Here is a 14,752-nt window from a genome sequence, read left to right as displayed (position 1 = left end):
GGTGCTGGAATCGTGGTGTCCATACGCGACTAGACGTTTCAGCACAGCGGCCTGTGACACCGTCCTCTATCTTTTTTAAAAAAGGGACGCGGCGGCGGGCGGGCAGGTTATTTCTCCGGCGCGAGCTCGAGCTCGAGCTCGAGCTCGAGCTTCGCTGGCGCGCGAGGCGCGCACGTCAACCGGCGATGCAGGTTGCCGCGATCCGGGCGAGCTTGTCGGGGTTGCGCTGCACGAGAATCCGGACGATGCGCGTGCCGTCGGTCTCGAACGACATCGCGGCGTCGAGCTGTCCGTCGATGAAGCGCAGCATGGCCCACTGGCCGTTGAGCACGACGGACCGCATCTCGACCCCGCTGCCGTGGCGCAGCCACGTCGCATAGAACAGTTGTGCGACACGCCGGCTGCCGACCATTGGCCTCGGGACGCTCCGGACCTTGCCGCCACCGTCGCCGATCAGGGTCGCGTCCTCGGCGAGCAGCGCCTGGATCGACGGGAAATCGCCCTGCGCGAGCGCGTGCGAGAACGTCTGCAGCAACCGGTGGTGCGTTTCGCGCGGCACCGCGTGGCGAGGCGAGCCGTCGTCGCGCAGCCGCGCCTTGGCACGGCTGACGAGTTGCCGGCACGCGGCTTCGGTTTTGCCGATCGCGTCGGCGATCCGGTCGTAGTCGATCTCGAAGATTTCATGCAGCAGGAAGGCGGCGCGCGCCTCCGGCGTCAGCCGTTCGAGCAGCAGCAGGAACGCGACCGACACGTCGTTCGCGCGCTCGATCATTTCCTCGGGCGTGGCCGGTGATGCGTCGAGTTCCGGCTCGGGCAGCCAGATCCCGGTGTATTGCTCGCGCCGGCGCTTCGCGGCGCGCAGGCGGTCGATCGACGTGCGTGTCGTGACGGCGACGAGCCACGCTTCGGTGTTCTCGATCCCGTCGCGTGCCGTGTCGTGCCAGCGCAGCCAGACGTCCTGCACGATGTCCTCGGCGTCCGCGATGGAGCCGAGCATCCGGTACGCGATCTTCTGCAGGCGCGGACGCAGTGCCTGGAACGTGTGTGTGTCGTCGGCCGTCACAGCCACACCCCGCTGAAACCGAACGCGACCGGCCCGCTCAGGAGCACGCTGCCGGCGCCATCCCAGCGCACCGTCACGTCGCCGCCGTCGCATTCGACCCGCACGCTCTCGTCGAGCAGCCCGCGCCGGATGCCGTTGACGACCGCCCCGCACGAACACGATCCCGAACCGAGCGGCACGCCGCCGCCGCGCTCCCAGATGCGCAGGCGAATATGCGTGCGATCGATGACCTGAACGAAATGCACGTTGGTTTTCCGCGGAAACAGCGGGTGCGTTTCGATGGCCGGGCCGAGCGCCGCGACATCGATCGTGCCGAGATCGTCGACGAAGAACGTGCAGTGCGGATTGCCCATGTTGCACGCGGCCGGCGCGCCGGGCAGCGGCAGCGCGAGGGTGTCGAGTACCTCGGCGAGCGGCACGTCCCGCCAGCCGGTGAGCGGCCTGCCCATCTCGACGGTGATCAGGCCGTTCGCCTCCGTCGAGCACACGAGATACCCGCGGGGCGTCCGCAGCACGAGCGATGTCATGCCGGTTTCCCGCATCAGTTGCCACGCGACGCCGCGCGTCGCGCTGCCGCAGGTGTCGAGCGGCGTGCCGTCCGCGTTCCAGAACGCGACGCGGGCCGCCGCGTCGTCGCAGTCCGACACGATCGCGAGCTGGTTGAAGCCGATGCCGAAACGCCGGTCGCCCATGCGCCGCACCAGATCAGGGGCGATGGGGTGCGCTTGATTCTGGTCCTGATCCTGACCGCGCAGGTCGACGATGGCGAAGTCATCGCCATTCGCGTTCATCTTCTGAAATCCGAACGGCATGACAGTTCCGGAAGGGGGCAGGCGAACACTGTACGTGGCTCGCCGTTCGCGATCAATCGCCGCACGATATCGTGCCCGCGCCATGCATCTACGTAATTCTACGTAGCTCCGCATACGTAGTTATCCGCTTGTAAGCCGCCCCGGTCGCGCGGAATACTACGGCCCATCGCCGCGACCTCTGCGAGGCTGCGGCACGACGCATCGACGTCACGCGGGTTCGGCCCCTCGCCGCATCCACTCAAAAACACATTGGAGACCAGGAGACGCCATGAATCGGGCTTCCAGTACCCTGCTCTGGATCGCGGTCGCGCTGCTCGGCGCGTTCGCGTTCGGCACGATCGCACTCGCACACGGCGAGCGCGTCAGTGCCCTCTGGATCGTGATCGCCGCAGTCTGCGTGTATCTGATCGCGTATCGCTTCTACAGCCGTTTCATCGCCAGCAAGGTCATGCAGCTCGACGGGCTGCGGATGACGCCGGCCGTCAAGTACAACGACGGCCTCGACTACGTGCCGACCAACAAGTACGTGCTGTTCGGCCACCACTTCGCCGCGATCGCCGGCGCCGGCCCGCTCGTCGGGCCCGTGCTCGCCGCGCAGATGGGCTACACGCCCGGCATGCTGTGGATCCTGGCCGGCGTCGTGTTCGCCGGCGCGGTGCAGGACTTCATCGTGCTGTTCATCTCGACGCGCCGCGACGGCCGCTCGCTCGGCGATCTCGTCAAGATGGAGCTCGGCACGGTGCCCGGCGTGATCGCGCTGTTCGGCGCGTTCCTGATCATGGTGATCATCCTCGCGGTGCTCGCGCTGATCGTCGTGAAGGCGTTGACCAATTCGCCGTGGGGCACGTTCACCGTCGCCGCGACGATTCCGATCGCGCTGTTCATGGGCGTCTACACGCGCTACATCCGTCCGGGCCGCATCGGCGAAGTGTCGATCATCGGCTTCGTGCTGCTGATGGCATCGATCGCGTTCGGCCAGCACGTGCACGATTCGCCGACGCTCGCCGCGTGGTTCACGTTCACGGGCACGCAGCTCACGTGGATCCTGATCGGCTACGGCTTCGTCGCGTCGGTGCTGCCGGTGTGGCTGCTGCTCGCGCCGCGCGACTACCTGTCGACGTTCCTGAAGATCGGCACGATCCTCGGCCTCGCGATCGGCATCCTGGTCGTCGCGCCGGAACTGAAGATGCCCGCGCTGACGAAGTTCGTCGACGGCACGGGCCCCGTGTGGTCGGGCAACCTGTTCCCGTTCCTGTTCATCACGATCGCGTGCGGTGCCGTGTCGGGCTTCCACGCGCTGATCTCGTCGGGCACGACGCCGAAGCTGATCGACAACGAAACCAACGCGCGCTTCATCGGTTATGGCGCGATGCTGATGGAATCGTTCGTCGCGATCATGGCGCTGGTCGCTGCCTGCGTGATCGAACCGGGCATCTACTTCGCGATGAACGCACCGGCCGCCGTGCTCGGCTCGACGCCGGAAGCAGTCGCCAACACCGTCACGCAATGGGGCTTCGTGCTGACGCCCGACATGCTGACGCAGACCGCGAAGGCCGTCGGCGAAACGACGATCATCGCGCGCGCGGGCGGCGCGCCGACGCTGGCCGTCGGCATGGCGCACATCCTGCACCAGGTGATCGGCGGCGAAGCGATGATGGCGTTCTGGTATCACTTCGCGATCCTGTTCGAGGCGCTGTTCATCCTGACGGCCGTCGATGCCGGCACGCGCGCGGGCCGCTTCATGCTGCAGGACCTGCTCGGCACGTTCCACCCGGCGCTCAAGCGCACCGAGTCGCTGCCGGCGAACCTGGTCGCCACCGCGCTGTGCGTGGCCGCGTGGGGCTACTTCCTGTACCAGGGCGTGGTCGATCCGCTCGGCGGCATCAACACGCTGTGGCCGCTGTTCGGCATCTCGAACCAGATGCTCGCCGCGATCGCGCTGGTGCTCGGCACCGTCGTGCTGTTCAAGATGAAGCGCGAGCGCTATGCGTGGGTGACGATCGTGCCGACCGTGTGGCTGCTGATCTGCACGCTGACCGCCGGCTGGCAGAAGATCTTCGACGCGAACCCGAAGGTCAGCTTCCTCGCGCACGCCGCGAAGCTGCAGGCCGCGGTGGACGAAGGCAAGGTGCTCGCGCCGGCGAAGTCGATCGCGCAGATGAAGCGGATCATCTTCAACGACTACATCGATGCGGCGCTGGCCGGGCTGTTCATCTTCGTCGTCGTGGCGATCGCGGTGTACGGCGTGATCGCCGTGCTGCGCGCGCGCCGCGAGTCGAAGCCGACGGTGCGCGAGACGCCGTACGAAGCGATGCCGGCCGCGCAGGCGCTCGGCAGCGGACGTTAAGGGGAGGCCGCGATGTTCAGCGATCTTGGCAGCGACCTGCGCAGCGCGGGGCGTTACCTCGGGCAGGCGTTGCGGCTGATGGTCGGCCTGCCCGACTACGACACCTACGTCGCGCACATGCGCGCGACCCATCCGGACCGCGAGCCGATGACGTATGAGGAATTCTTCCGCGAGCGTCAGAGCGCGCGGTACGGGTCGGGCGCGGGGAAGTGCTGCTGAACCGGGCTGCCTAGGCGGTTCGGTCATCGAAAGGGAAGCGCCGCGATGCATGTCGCGGCGCTTTTTTCTTTGGCGGGCCGGTGGCGCGCTGCGCCGTTTGCCTGAACGCAGCACGGCAAATTCCGCCGGCCGGTATCATAGGGTTTCCTCTTTTCCCGATGGACCCGCAGGAGAACACGTCGTGCATGTCGGTGAGCGTTTCAACAGCATTTCCCATCTCGTCGGCGCGGTGCTGTCGGTGGTCGGCCTCGTGGCGCTCGTGACGATGGGCGCGCTCGAAGGCGATCCATACAAGGTGGTGAGCTTCAGCGTGTATGGCGCGATGCTGATCCTGCTCTATGCGATCTCGACGCTGTACCACAGCGTGCGCAATCCGCGCCTGAAAGCGATCCTGCAGAAGTGCGACCACTCGGCGATCTACCTGCTGATCGCCGGCAGCTATACGCCGTTCACGCTGGTCACGCTGCGCGGCCCGTGGGGCTGGTCGCTGTTCGGCGTGAGCTGGGGGCTGGCCGTGTTCGGGATCGTGCAGGAGCTGACGCTCGGGCGGCGCACGCGCCTGCTGTCGATGATCCTGTACGTGGCGATGGGCTGGCTCGCGCTCGTCGCGGTGCGTCCGCTGATCCATGCGCTGCCGCCGGTCGGCACCGCGTGGCTCGTGGCCGGCGGCCTGATCTACAGCGCGGGGATCTACTTCTTCATCAACGATGAACGCATCCGCCACGGGCACGGCATCTGGCATCTGTTCGTGCTGGCCGGGAGCCTGTGCCAGTTCGTCAGTGTCGCGATGTATGTCGCGTGAGCGACGGGCGGCGTTGACGCAATGACGGCGCGCCGTGCCGCCGCGCGCGCACCTGCCGGAGCATGCGTTAGCGACGCGTGACGGTTTGTAGCGGCGTGGCCGGTTCGCCAGGTACCCGTGTCGGCCGCGCCGTGACCCACCATGTCGCGGCGGCGAGCGCGGACATTCCGGTCGCGATGCCGAGCGCCGCCCGCATCGCCGCCGGAAACGGCTGCAACGTCGCGATGCACGCACCGAAAATCGCCACCCCGAGCGCCGATCCGCTCTGGCGCGCCGCGTTCAGCGCGGCCGCCGCCACGCCGGCGCGGCGCCGGTCGACCGTCCCGAGCGCCGGCGACGTCGCGGCCGGCGAGATGAATCCCGATGCAAAGCCGATCGCGAGCATCGGCACGACGGCGAGCCATGCGGGTGTCGTCGCGCCGATGCCCGTCATGCCGAGCGCGCCGGCCGCATAGAGCCCAAACGCCGCGCACATCGTGCCGCGCGCGCCGAAGCGCGCAACCAGCCTGCCCGAACCCAGCCCGCCGAGCGCGACCATCGCGGTCATCGGCAGGAACGCGAGCCCCGTGTCGAGCGGGCTCGCGCCGCGGATCTGCCGATAGAACAGGCTGAGCACGAACAGCAGGCCGTAGAACACGAACGCCGACGCCATCGACACGAACGTCGATCCGGCGAACAGCCGGTTGCGGAAGAACGCGAGCGGCAGCATCGGTTCGCGGCGCCGCGCTTCGATCGCGATGAACGCGCTCCACGCGACGACGCTCGTTACCGCGCCGCCGATGATCGGCGCCGAGCGCCAGCCGAGCGACGGGCCTTCGATCAACGTGCCGATCAGGGCCGCGATCGCAACGATGGCCGCGGCCTGGCCACCCCAGTCGAAATGCCGCGAGGCGTCGACGACGGCGGCGCGCACGACCGAGCGGCCGAGCCAGATGCCGGCCAGCCCGAGCGGCAGGTTCACGAAGAAGAGGCTGCGCCACCCCAACAGATGGATCAGCAGGCCGCCGATCAGCGGGCCCGACGCCATCGCGATGCCGCCGCAGCCCATCCACAGGCTGATCGCCGACGCGCGCGCGGCCGGTTCGGGGAACGCGCGGTTGAGCAGCGCGAGCGAGCAGGGCACCAGCATCGCGCTGCCGACGCCTTGCAGCACGCGGGCGATCGCGAGCGCCGGGAGGGTCGGCGCGACGCCGCACAGCGCCGACGCGGCGACGAAGACCGCGAGTCCGGCGATATAGACGTCGCGATCGCCGAGCCGGTCGCCGAGCGTGCCGCCTGTCATCAGCAGGCTCGCGAACGCGAGCGTGTACGCGTTCACGATCCACTGCAGGCCGGCCACGCGGCTGCCGAATGTCTGGGCGATGTCGGTGAGCGCGACGTTGACGATGGACGCGTCGAGCAGCACGAGCGTGTAGCTCATGCAGGTCGCGGCGAGTACGCGGCGCGCGGCGACCCGATCCAGTGCGGCGGCCGTCATGCGCGTTCGGGCGACGGTGTGGCGGCCCGCAGCGCATTGAACCCGACCCATCCCCAGTACACGCGATGATGCGCGATCAACCCGTCGCACAGGTCCATCACCTCGACGAGATCGACCTGGTCGCCGTCCGGCGTGGCGCGCGGATATTCCCACGTGAGCTGGCGGCCGTTCGAGAAGAACAACCCGGTGCGGTACCAGCGCCCGAGCTTGTTGCCCGGATTGCGCAGGCCCGCTTCGAAGAACCCGCCGATCGCGGCCTTGCCGTGCAGCACGCCGGCGCCATGATCGGGCAGCGTGACGACGATCAGCGGCGTTTCGAGCACCGCGTCGTCGGCATACAGCGCCATCAGCGCATCGACGTCGCGTGCGACGACGGCCGCGTGCCAGCCTTCATAAATGTGCCGGGCATCGGCGTGGGCGTGTGACATGGCGGGTTCCCGAAGCATCGATAACGGAACCCACTGTAGAGGCGCGCCGCCGCGGGACGTTTCACGTCGACCCGAAACGTGGATGTCGCCGCGGCGCAGGCGGCCGCGTGCCGGCTGTTATCCGGCCAGCGCGTCGAGATTCAGCTGATACGACTTCCCGATCCACACCGCGCAATCGCGATGGTCGCGCAGTTCGTCGTTCGTATTCGGATGCAGGAAGATGTCGAGCGCGCCGTGGTTCAGCACGAGCCACGGCACGATCTCGTCGAAGCGCGCGGCGTCGAATGCGATCTGGTACGACCAGGCCGGGTGCGGGCCGACGAGGCGTTCGTGAAAGCGGCCGAGTTCGATGACCGCGCCGAACCGTTCGTCGACGAGCTGGCGAAACGCCCAGGCCGCGTCGCGGCTGGCCGCATCGAAATAGACGTGTGCGTGCCAACTGTGGATGGTGGTGGTGTCGAGGGCTGCCATGGAAGGACTCGATGAGAATGGGAATGCATGAGGTGCCGTGCGAAACGGCCGATGCGTGATTATCGCGCGTCATTGCCGTGCGCGTCGTGTCTCGATCCGGCAATCCGGACGCGATGACTTGTCCTGAATCACGAGAAACGTTCGATTAGATCGGGCCAGCGATGGAGGTATCCGCACGCGCGATATCACGCCGGAGGCCTTGTCGGCAGGTGCGCCGGCCGTGATCGCACCGGCAACATGCCATTTCGGAAATTGAAACAGCGCGGCGTGCGCTGCTTCGGATCGTCTGAACAAAGGCGATCAGGGCATTGAATGAAATAAAGAAATTCCTGTTTGACGGGATTCGCGCATGACGCGATTTGCGCACCGGGTGTCGACACCGAAAATATCAATTGCAGATTCGGCTATTCAAGCGGAATGCCGCGCGTCATACGATGGTTTCAACGCATCGTCGAACCTGATCGATGCGGGGACAACCGCCTGGAGGCCACTATGCGATCCCTCGTTCCCGTTGCTGTACTTTCCTGCGCACTCGTTGCGCTGCCCACCGTCAGTTTCGCCCAGTCCGCCGTGACCGACGGCGCATCGAATGCGTCGCTGTCGAGCTGGTCGGCGGCGCGTGCCGAGACCGATGCGCAACTGATGCAGATGACGCGCGCCGGTTATCGCGCGACGTCGGCCGGCAACCAGAACTATCCGCTCGCGATGCAGCGTGCGCTCGAACGTATTCACAACCCGGTGCCGGACCGGTCGCGCGAAGCGCGTGCCGCGATGGAGGCGCGCGCCGCGCGCGACGTGCAGGGCGGCCATCCGGTCAAGGCGTTCTTCGTGAAGACCGCGTACTACCTGAAGGGCGAGAACACGTTCTGATGCAGGAGACGAGCATGCCTTGCACGATCCGATTTGCCGGCGGCGGCGTGCGCGCGTCGGCGCCGCGCCGGCCGCCGGACGCACGAGCGACGCAACGGCGCGACGATGGGCGCGGCGCGCGGCGTCGTGCGAAGCATCCGCGCCATGCGCGCCGCGACGCCGTTGGGTGCCGCATCGCATGGCCGGCTTTCGACGCGAGCGATGCGCCTGCCGACGGGAGCCCATCATGAAGGGCGCCCGGAAGAACCGTCGCCACGTGCCGCTGACCCGCGAGTGGCTGCTGCCGCTGCCGCCCGTGCATGCGCGCGACATCTCGCTGAAATGCCACATGGCGCTCTTCGCGCTGCGTAGCGGGCATGGCAGCGAGGCGCTGCTGATGCGCTTGCGCACGAGCGTCTACCTGGTGTTCCTGGCGCTCGACGATGCGGTGTTTGCAGATGCGGACATCGACCTGTGCGTCGACGCGGAGCGTGCGCTCGATACGGGCGTGGCGCGCGCCGCGCAAAGCGGCGCATGGACGCTGCGCGACGACGAATGCGCGGTACTCGAGCAGGTGCTCGCGGCGCACGACACGTGTGTCACGACGCTCAAGCGGCATCGGCTGGCCGAGCTGTGGGAGCACGTCTGCGCGTTCGCATCGAGCGGCCAGCCGGCGCTCGTCGCGGGCGCGGCGCAGAAGATGCGCGTGCATGCGGCCGAATCGCTGGCCGCGTAGCGTCGCACCGGTTTCGCAGGGAGGATGGAGGAGACAGGGCCGGCCGCACCGGCGCAGCCCACACAGTCGCGTTGATTCAGCGCAGGCGTGGCTGTCGCGGCAATCGATACGGTGGCGGCGAAACGCGACGTAAAACCGCGGCCCAAAACAAAAGCGCCACGGAGCGGACTCCGTGGCGCTTCATCTTTTCCCGCCGGCGCGGAGGCGTGGCCTCCGCGTGGCGAAACGCGCTTACGCTGCGGCTGCCGGCTTCGCCGCCTTTTGCAGCTTGCCCTTGCCGGCGCGCTGGATTTCCTCGAGCTTGATCTCGACGTGACGCGAGAACACGTACTCGGCCGGGCGCTGCTTGTCGATCGGAATGTCCGGAGCGAACGGGCCGTCGGTCTTGATGCCCTTGCGGCTCACGGCGAATGCCTTCAGCGGATGCGCCATCGTGTCCATCACGGCGGTCGCTTCGAAGCCGCAGTGGACCATGCAGTCCGCGCACTTCTCGTAGTTGCCGACGCCGTAGTTGTCCCAGTTCGTGTCTTCCATCAGTTCCTTGAAGGTCTTCACGTAACCTTCGCCGACCAGGTAGCACGGCTTTTGCCAGCCGAACACCGTACGCGCCGGGTTGCCCCACGGCGTGCACTTGTACGTCTGGTTGCCGGCCAGGAAGTCGAGGAACAGCGACGACTGGCTGAACGACCAGCGCTTGCCGCCTTCGCCGCGCTTCAGGATTTCGCGGAACAGGTTCTTCGTCTTGTCGCGGTTCAGGAAGTGCTGCTGATCCGGCGCGCGCTCGTACGCGTAGCCCGGCGACACGGTGATGCCGTCGACGCCGATCGGCTTCAGCGTATCGAAGAACTTCGCGACGCGCTCGGGGATCGCATCGTTGAACAGCGTGCAGTTGATGTTCACGCGGAAGCCGCGGCGCTTCGCTTCCTTGATGGCCGCGACCGCCTTGTCGTACACGCCTTCCTGCGACACCGAGTGGTCGTGCATCTGCGCGTCACCGTCGAGGTGGACCGACCAGACGAAGTACGGGCTCGGCTGGTAATCGTCCATCTTCTTTTCCATCAGCAGCGCGTTCGTGCAGAGGTAGACGAACTTCTTGCGCTTCATGATGCCGCGGACGATTTCCGGCATTTCCTTGTGCAGCAGCGGCTCGCCGCCCGCGATCGACACGATCGGCGCGCCGCACTCGTCGACCGCTTCCAGGCATTCCTGGACGGACAGACGCTGGTTCAGGATGGGGTCCGGGTAATCGATCTTGCCGCAGCCGTTGCACGCGAGGTTGCAGCGGAACAGCGGCTCGAGCATCAGCGCGAGCGGATAGCGTTTGTTGCCGGACAGGTGTTGGCGCGTGATGTACGCGCCGACGCGGACTTGCTGGAGCAGCGGAATAGACAAGAGATGTCCTCCTTAAACTTCGCGGGCGACAGCTTGCGTGAGCTTCGCCGGCAGCTTGAATTCGACTTTTTCCTCACGGCCCGCCATCGTCGTGACGTCGACGGGACCCAGCGCGCGCAACGCGCCGATGACATCTTCGACCATCTCCTCGGGCGCGGACGCCCCGGCGGTCAGGCCCACGGTTTTCGCATTCGCGAACCATTCGGCCTTGACTTCCGAACCGTCGGCGACGAGATAGCTCGGCACACCGCTTTCGGTGCCGATCTCGCGCAGGCGGTTCGAGTTCGAGCTGTTCGTCGCACCGACGACCAGCAGCACGTCAACCTGTTCGCTCAGCTCGCGCACGGCGGCCTGGCGATTTTGCGTCGCGTAGCAGATGTCGCGCGTGTCCGGGCCGACGAGGTCGGTGAACCGGCGCTGCAGCGCTTCGATGATGCCGCGCGTATCGTCGACCGACAGCGTGGTCTGCGTAATGTACGCGACCGGCGTGTCGACGGGCAGCGTCAGCGTAGCGACTTCGGCTTCGCTCTGCACGAGGATCACCTCGGCCGGAATCTGGCCGATCGTCCCCTCGACTTCCGGGTGGCCCGCATGGCCGATCAGGATCAGCCGGCGGCCCGCCGCGACATACTGGCGGCCTTGCACGTGCACTTTCGTGACGAGCGGGCAGGTGGCGTCGAGTACGTCGAGCCCGCGCGTTTCCGCGTCGCGCTCGACCGTCTGGGCGACACCGTGCGCGCTGAAGATCGCGACAGCGCCGTGGGGCACCTCGTCGAGTTCCTCAACGAATCGGGCCCCTTTATTACGCAGATTTTCGACGACATGCCGGTTATGCACGATCTCGTGACGCACATAGACCGGCGCACCGTGCTGTTGCAGCGCGCGATCGACGATCTCGATCGCACGGACAACCCCCGCACAAAAGCCGCGGGGCTGGGCAAGGATGACTCGCATAAGTGAGCGAACTCCGACGACAGACGCCGGGGTTCGAGGCGCTTGGCACGCGCTTGCTCGCCCCGGCTTGATGTTATGAAGGCAGGAACGAACCGGCCGGCCAGGCCCCGGAACCCCGAATTAATCGCGCATTTTAACTCTATCGGGAAGTCCTTGCTCTGGTGCTGTGTCCGGCGTGTTGCATTTGCGGGAGAACCGCGTCGGCGCTGGCGCGCGCGGAACCCAGTAAACTACGCGGTTTCGCGGGCAGCCGCTCCGGCTGCCCGGCGTCGCGCTCATTTCAAGGCCATTCGATGACCGTCGATTCTTACGCGTATTGCCCGTCCGCCCGCGCGGTTTCGGGTGTTTTGTTTCCGACCCCTATTGATTTTGCCGATGCCGGCGCCCGACAGGAGGCGCGCCGATGATGCTGGTTCTTGCATTCCTGGTGTCCGGCGTGTCGCTGATGATCTGGATCGTGCTGCTCGTCGCGCGCGGCGGCTTCTGGCGCGCGGTGCCCGCGCGGCCGCTGCCGCCCGAGGCGCGCGGCGCGGCGGCCGAGGCCGGCTGGCCGGCCGTCGTCGCGGTCGTGCCGGCGCGCAACGAGGCCGACGTGATCGCCCGGGCGGCGACTTCGCTGCTCGAGCAGGATTACCTGGGCGACTTTCACCTGATCATTGTCGATGACCACAGCGACGACGGCACCGCCGACGCGGCCCGCGCGGCCGCGCTCGCGATCAACCGCGCCGACCGGCTGACGGTGCTGGCCGCGAAGCCGCTGCCGGCCGGCTGGTCGGGCAAGGTGTGGGCGCAGTCGCAGGGGATCGCCGCGGTGCAGACGCTCGGCCTGCCGGCCGACTACCTGCTGCTGACGGATGCCGACATCGGCCATCCGCCCGACGCCGTCGCGCAGCTCGTCACGCGCGCGCAGGCCGAGAACCGCGATCTCGTGTCGCTGATGGTGCGGCTGCGCTGCGATTCGTTCTGGGAAAAGGCGCTGATCCCGGCGTTCGTGTTCTTCTTCGCGAAGCTCTACCCGTTCTCGTGGATCAACAACCCGCGCAACCGGACGGCCGGCGCCGCGGGCGGCTGCATGCTCGTCAAGCGCACGGCGCTCGAGGAAGCGGGCGGCATCGAGTCGATTCGCGGCGCGCTGATCGACGACTGCAGCCTTGCCGCGCAGATCAAGCATCGCGGCGAAGGCCGCCATCCGATCCGGCTCGACCTGGCCGACCGCAGCGTGTCGCTGCGCCCGTACGACAGCTGGCGCGACATCTGGAACATGATCGCGCGCACCGCGTTCACGCAGCTGCACTACTCGCCGCTGCTGCTGGCCGGCACGCTGCTCGGGATGACGATCATCTATCTCGTGCCGCCCGCCGCGGCGCTCGCGTACGGCGCGCGCGCGTGGCCGGCGTGGCTCGCGTGGGCGTCGATGTGCGCCGCGTATGCGCCGATGCTGCGCTACTACCGGCGCTCGCCGCTGTGGGCGCCGGCGTTGCCGCTCGTCGCGCTGTTCTACGTCGGCGCGACGTTCGCGTCCGCGTGGCGCTACTGGCGCGGCAAGGGCGGCCAGTGGAAGGCACGCGTGCAGGCGCCGGTGGATCGCTGAGTCTTGCCCGGGAGGCGTGCCTCCCGGCAGCCGGAAAGCACACAGCCCGATCGGTGGAAACCGGTCGGGCTGTTTCGTTTTGGACGGTGCCTGTTCGGCGGGCGGTGCGGCTTGCCGGCGTTTAGCGCTGCGTCAGCATCATGTACATCTGGACCACGACGTCCGGCGAGAACGTGAACGGCACCCAGCCGTAGCCCGTGTGGCGGGCCACCAGCAGGCGGTCGCCGTTCGACTGTTTCTGCACGGCCATCATCGGGTTCTTCGTCGTCACGAAGCGCCAGCCGGCCGGGATGCCGGGCGGCGGCTCCGGCTGCATCGACGCACGCGCATGCGCAAGTTCCTCGATCAGCTGGCCCAGTTGTTCCGGGTGCAGCGTGATCGATTCGCCGTTGATGGTCAGTGTGAGTTCGTTCTGCGTCGGGCGCGACACGTGCAGCGTCGCTTTGTCGGACGGGGCCGGGGCGGTGTCGACGTCGGCTTCGGCTGCGGCTTCAACCGGCGTTTCGGCTTGCGCCGTCGCGACGATGGCCGTGTCAGCGTCGGCCGTTGCATCCACCGTTTCGGCCGCCGCCGCCGCGGGCGCGATCACGGCCGGTTCCGCCGCCGGCGTACCGGCCGGTGCAGGTTCGACGACTTCGGCTGCCACTGCCGTGGCGGGGACTGCACTCGTCGCGGCTTCCTTGACGACGGCCTCGACCAGCGCCTCGGCGTCGGCGATGGCCTTCGCGTGGTGCTGCGCCGCCGCTTCGGCTTGTGCGATCGCTTCGGCATGACGCTGCGTGACGGCCTCCGCCTGCGCGGTGGCATCGGCGTGGCGCTGCGCGGCCGCCTCGGCCTGCGCGATCGCTTCGGTGTGGCGTTGCGTGACGGCTTCGGCCTCGGCGGTCGCCTCGGCATGACGCTGCGCGGCGGCCTGCGTTTCCGCGATCGCCTGCGTGTGCTGCTGCGCGAGCGCTTCGGCTTCCTTGATCGCAGCCGTATGGCGCTGCGCGGCAGCTTCGGCTTCGGCGATGGCAGCCGCGAGACGCTGCGTGGCCGCTTCGGCTTCGGCAGTGGCTTCCGCGTGCCGCTTCGCGGCGGCCTCGGCTTCGACGGTCGCGGCTGCATGGCGCTGCGCGGCCGCTTCGGCTTCGGTGGCAGCCGCGTGATGGCGCTGCGCGGCGGCCTCGGCTTCGGCGATCGCTGCCGCGTGGCGCTGCGACGCCGCTTCGGCATCCGCATGACGCTGCGCGAGTGCTTCGGTCAGCGCGGTGGCTTCCGCATGGCGCTGCGACGCGGCTTCGGCTTGCGCGGTGGCATCGGTATGACGCTGGGCGGCGGCTTCGGCCGCGGCGGCCGCGCTGGCATGGCGCTGCTGCGCCGCCTCGGCATCGGCTGCTGCTGCCGTGTGGCGTTGTGCGGCGGCCTGCGCTTCGGCTTCCGCGGCGGCGTGACGCTCGGCCGCGGCCCGGGCCTCCGCTGCCGCGGCGCGCGCGAAGGCTTCGGCGCTGCGGGCCGCCTGCTGCGCGGCGTGGTGATCGTGGAGGAGCTGATCGACGCCCGTGGCGAGCGAAGCGATCTGATCGTTCAGGTTCATGCGTGTCTTCTCTGCGTAAGACCCGCGATTTTAAC

The 14,752-nt window shown here is 67.8% G+C and carries 14 protein-coding genes; 6 read left to right on the top strand and 8 right to left on the bottom strand.

All coding sequences use genetic code 11. The features are described from left to right. Positions 1–175 precede the first annotated feature (175 nt). Positions 176–1,063, bottom strand: a complete 888-nt coding sequence (locus LGM89_RS30065) for an RNA polymerase sigma-70 factor (RefSeq protein ID WP_226274901.1) — start codon at positions 1,061–1,063, stop codon at positions 176–178. After that, complete coding sequence (gene dapF / locus LGM89_RS30060; RefSeq protein WP_226274900.1) at positions 1,060–1,875, bottom strand: diaminopimelate epimerase; 816 nt, start codon at positions 1,873–1,875, stop codon at positions 1,060–1,062. Before dapF ends, LGM89_RS30065 begins: the two co-directional genes overlap by 4 nt. Before the next feature lie 268 nt (positions 1,876–2,143). Between dapF and LGM89_RS30055 the strand changes: the two genes are divergently transcribed. From LGM89_RS30055 to trhA, 3 genes are all read left to right on the top strand, one after another. Then, on the top strand, positions 2,144–4,222 hold the full coding sequence (locus LGM89_RS30055; protein WP_089428804.1) for a carbon starvation CstA family protein: 2,079 nt from the start codon (positions 2,144–2,146) through the stop codon (positions 4,220–4,222). A gap of 12 nt (positions 4,223–4,234) precedes the next feature. Further along, positions 4,235–4,441 (top strand): YbdD/YjiX family protein, encoded by a 207-nt coding sequence (locus tag LGM89_RS30050; RefSeq protein WP_226274838.1) that lies wholly within the window; start codon positions 4,235–4,237, stop codon positions 4,439–4,441. Positions 4,442–4,622: 181 nt separating this feature from the next. Next, positions 4,623–5,243 (top strand): PAQR family membrane homeostasis protein TrhA, encoded by a 621-nt coding sequence (gene trhA, locus LGM89_RS30045; protein WP_039349524.1) that lies wholly within the window; start codon positions 4,623–4,625, stop codon positions 5,241–5,243. A gap of 67 nt (positions 5,244–5,310) precedes the next feature. Here trhA and LGM89_RS30040 read toward each other — a convergent pair whose 3' ends face one another. From LGM89_RS30040 to LGM89_RS30030, 3 genes are all read right to left on the bottom strand, one after another. Next, positions 5,311–6,720, bottom strand: coding sequence for an MFS transporter (locus tag LGM89_RS30040; RefSeq protein WP_226274837.1), 1,410 nt, complete (start codon positions 6,718–6,720; stop codon positions 5,311–5,313). Beyond that, on the bottom strand, positions 6,717–7,148 hold the full coding sequence (locus LGM89_RS30035) for a nuclear transport factor 2 family protein (protein WP_226274836.1): 432 nt from the start codon (positions 7,146–7,148) through the stop codon (positions 6,717–6,719). The genes LGM89_RS30040 and LGM89_RS30035 overlap by 4 nt, the downstream gene beginning before the upstream one ends. A gap of 117 nt (positions 7,149–7,265) precedes the next feature. Beyond that, entirely contained in the window at positions 7,266–7,619 is a 354-nt protein-coding gene (locus LGM89_RS30030; protein ID WP_089495996.1) for a DOPA 4,5-dioxygenase family protein, read from the bottom strand. A 492-nt stretch (positions 7,620–8,111) separates the two neighbouring features. On the opposite strand from LGM89_RS30030, the gene LGM89_RS30025 reads away from it, so the two are divergent. Both LGM89_RS30025 and LGM89_RS30020 read left to right on the top strand, forming a co-directional pair. Beyond that, positions 8,112–8,489, top strand: coding sequence for a hypothetical protein (locus tag LGM89_RS30025; protein WP_226274835.1), 378 nt, complete (start codon positions 8,112–8,114; stop codon positions 8,487–8,489). A gap of 226 nt (positions 8,490–8,715) precedes the next feature. Next, on the top strand, positions 8,716–9,204 hold the full coding sequence (locus LGM89_RS30020; RefSeq protein ID WP_226274834.1) for a hypothetical protein: 489 nt from the start codon (positions 8,716–8,718) through the stop codon (positions 9,202–9,204). 231 nt (positions 9,205–9,435) lie between these two features. Here the strand turns inward: LGM89_RS30020 and hpnH are convergent, their stop codons facing one another. Both hpnH and ispH read right to left on the bottom strand, forming a co-directional pair. Next, positions 9,436–10,596 carry an adenosyl-hopene transferase HpnH gene (gene hpnH / locus LGM89_RS30015; RefSeq protein ID WP_039349540.1) on the bottom strand — a complete coding sequence of 387 codons (1,161 nt, stop codon included), beginning with the start codon at positions 10,594–10,596 and terminating at the stop codon, positions 9,436–9,438. A gap of 12 nt (positions 10,597–10,608) precedes the next feature. Then, a complete protein-coding gene (gene ispH / locus LGM89_RS30010; protein ID WP_089495999.1) occupies positions 10,609–11,550 on the bottom strand; it encodes a 4-hydroxy-3-methylbut-2-enyl diphosphate reductase in 942 nt (313 codons plus the stop codon). Between the two features lie 403 nt (positions 11,551–11,953). On the opposite strand from ispH, the gene LGM89_RS30005 reads away from it, so the two are divergent. Further along, entirely contained in the window at positions 11,954–13,141 is a 1,188-nt protein-coding gene (locus tag LGM89_RS30005) for a glycosyltransferase (protein WP_089496001.1), read from the top strand. 121 nt (positions 13,142–13,262) lie between these two features. On the opposite strand, the gene LGM89_RS30000 is transcribed toward LGM89_RS30005, so the two are convergent. Next, positions 13,263–14,717 carry a phage tail protein gene (locus LGM89_RS30000; protein ID WP_226274833.1) on the bottom strand — a complete coding sequence of 485 codons (1,455 nt, stop codon included), beginning with the start codon at positions 14,715–14,717 and terminating at the stop codon, positions 13,263–13,265. Between the last annotated feature and the right edge of the window lie 35 nt (positions 14,718–14,752).

Source organism: Burkholderia sp. AU31624 (assembly GCF_020420065.1).
Classification (GTDB): Bacteria; Pseudomonadota; Gammaproteobacteria; order Burkholderiales; family Burkholderiaceae; genus Burkholderia.
Note: the sequence above shows the minus strand (reverse complement) of the source record. Positions and strands in the feature narration are given on the sequence as shown.

What these genes read in the sequence shown, in the direction of transcription:
- dapF (WP_226274900.1), bottom strand. Translation starts at nt 1,875, where the DNA reads ATGCCGTTCGGATTTCAGAAGATGAACGCGAATGGCGATGACTTCGCC.
- LGM89_RS30055 (WP_089428804.1), top strand. Translation starts at nt 2,144, where the DNA reads ATGAATCGGGCTTCCAGTACCCTGCTCTGGATCGCGGTCGCGCTGCTC.
- LGM89_RS30050 (WP_226274838.1), top strand. Translation starts at nt 4,235, where the DNA reads ATGTTCAGCGATCTTGGCAGCGACCTGCGCAGCGCGGGGCGTTACCTC.
- LGM89_RS30040 (WP_226274837.1), bottom strand. Translation starts at nt 6,720, where the DNA reads ATGACGGCCGCCGCACTGGATCGGGTCGCCGCGCGCCGCGTACTCGCC.
- LGM89_RS30035 (WP_226274836.1), bottom strand. Translation starts at nt 7,148, where the DNA reads ATGTCACACGCCCACGCCGATGCCCGGCACATTTATGAAGGCTGGCAC.
- LGM89_RS30030 (WP_089495996.1), bottom strand. Translation starts at nt 7,619, where the DNA reads ATGGCAGCCCTCGACACCACCACCATCCACAGTTGGCACGCACACGTC.
- LGM89_RS30025 (WP_226274835.1), top strand. Translation starts at nt 8,112, where the DNA reads ATGCGATCCCTCGTTCCCGTTGCTGTACTTTCCTGCGCACTCGTTGCG.
- LGM89_RS30020 (WP_226274834.1), top strand. Translation starts at nt 8,716, where the DNA reads ATGAAGGGCGCCCGGAAGAACCGTCGCCACGTGCCGCTGACCCGCGAG.
- ispH (WP_089495999.1), bottom strand. Translation starts at nt 11,550, where the DNA reads ATGCGAGTCATCCTTGCCCAGCCCCGCGGCTTTTGTGCGGGGGTTGTC.
- LGM89_RS30005 (WP_089496001.1), top strand. Translation starts at nt 11,954, where the DNA reads ATGATGCTGGTTCTTGCATTCCTGGTGTCCGGCGTGTCGCTGATGATC.
- LGM89_RS30000 (WP_226274833.1), bottom strand. Translation starts at nt 14,717, where the DNA reads ATGAACCTGAACGATCAGATCGCTTCGCTCGCCACGGGCGTCGATCAG.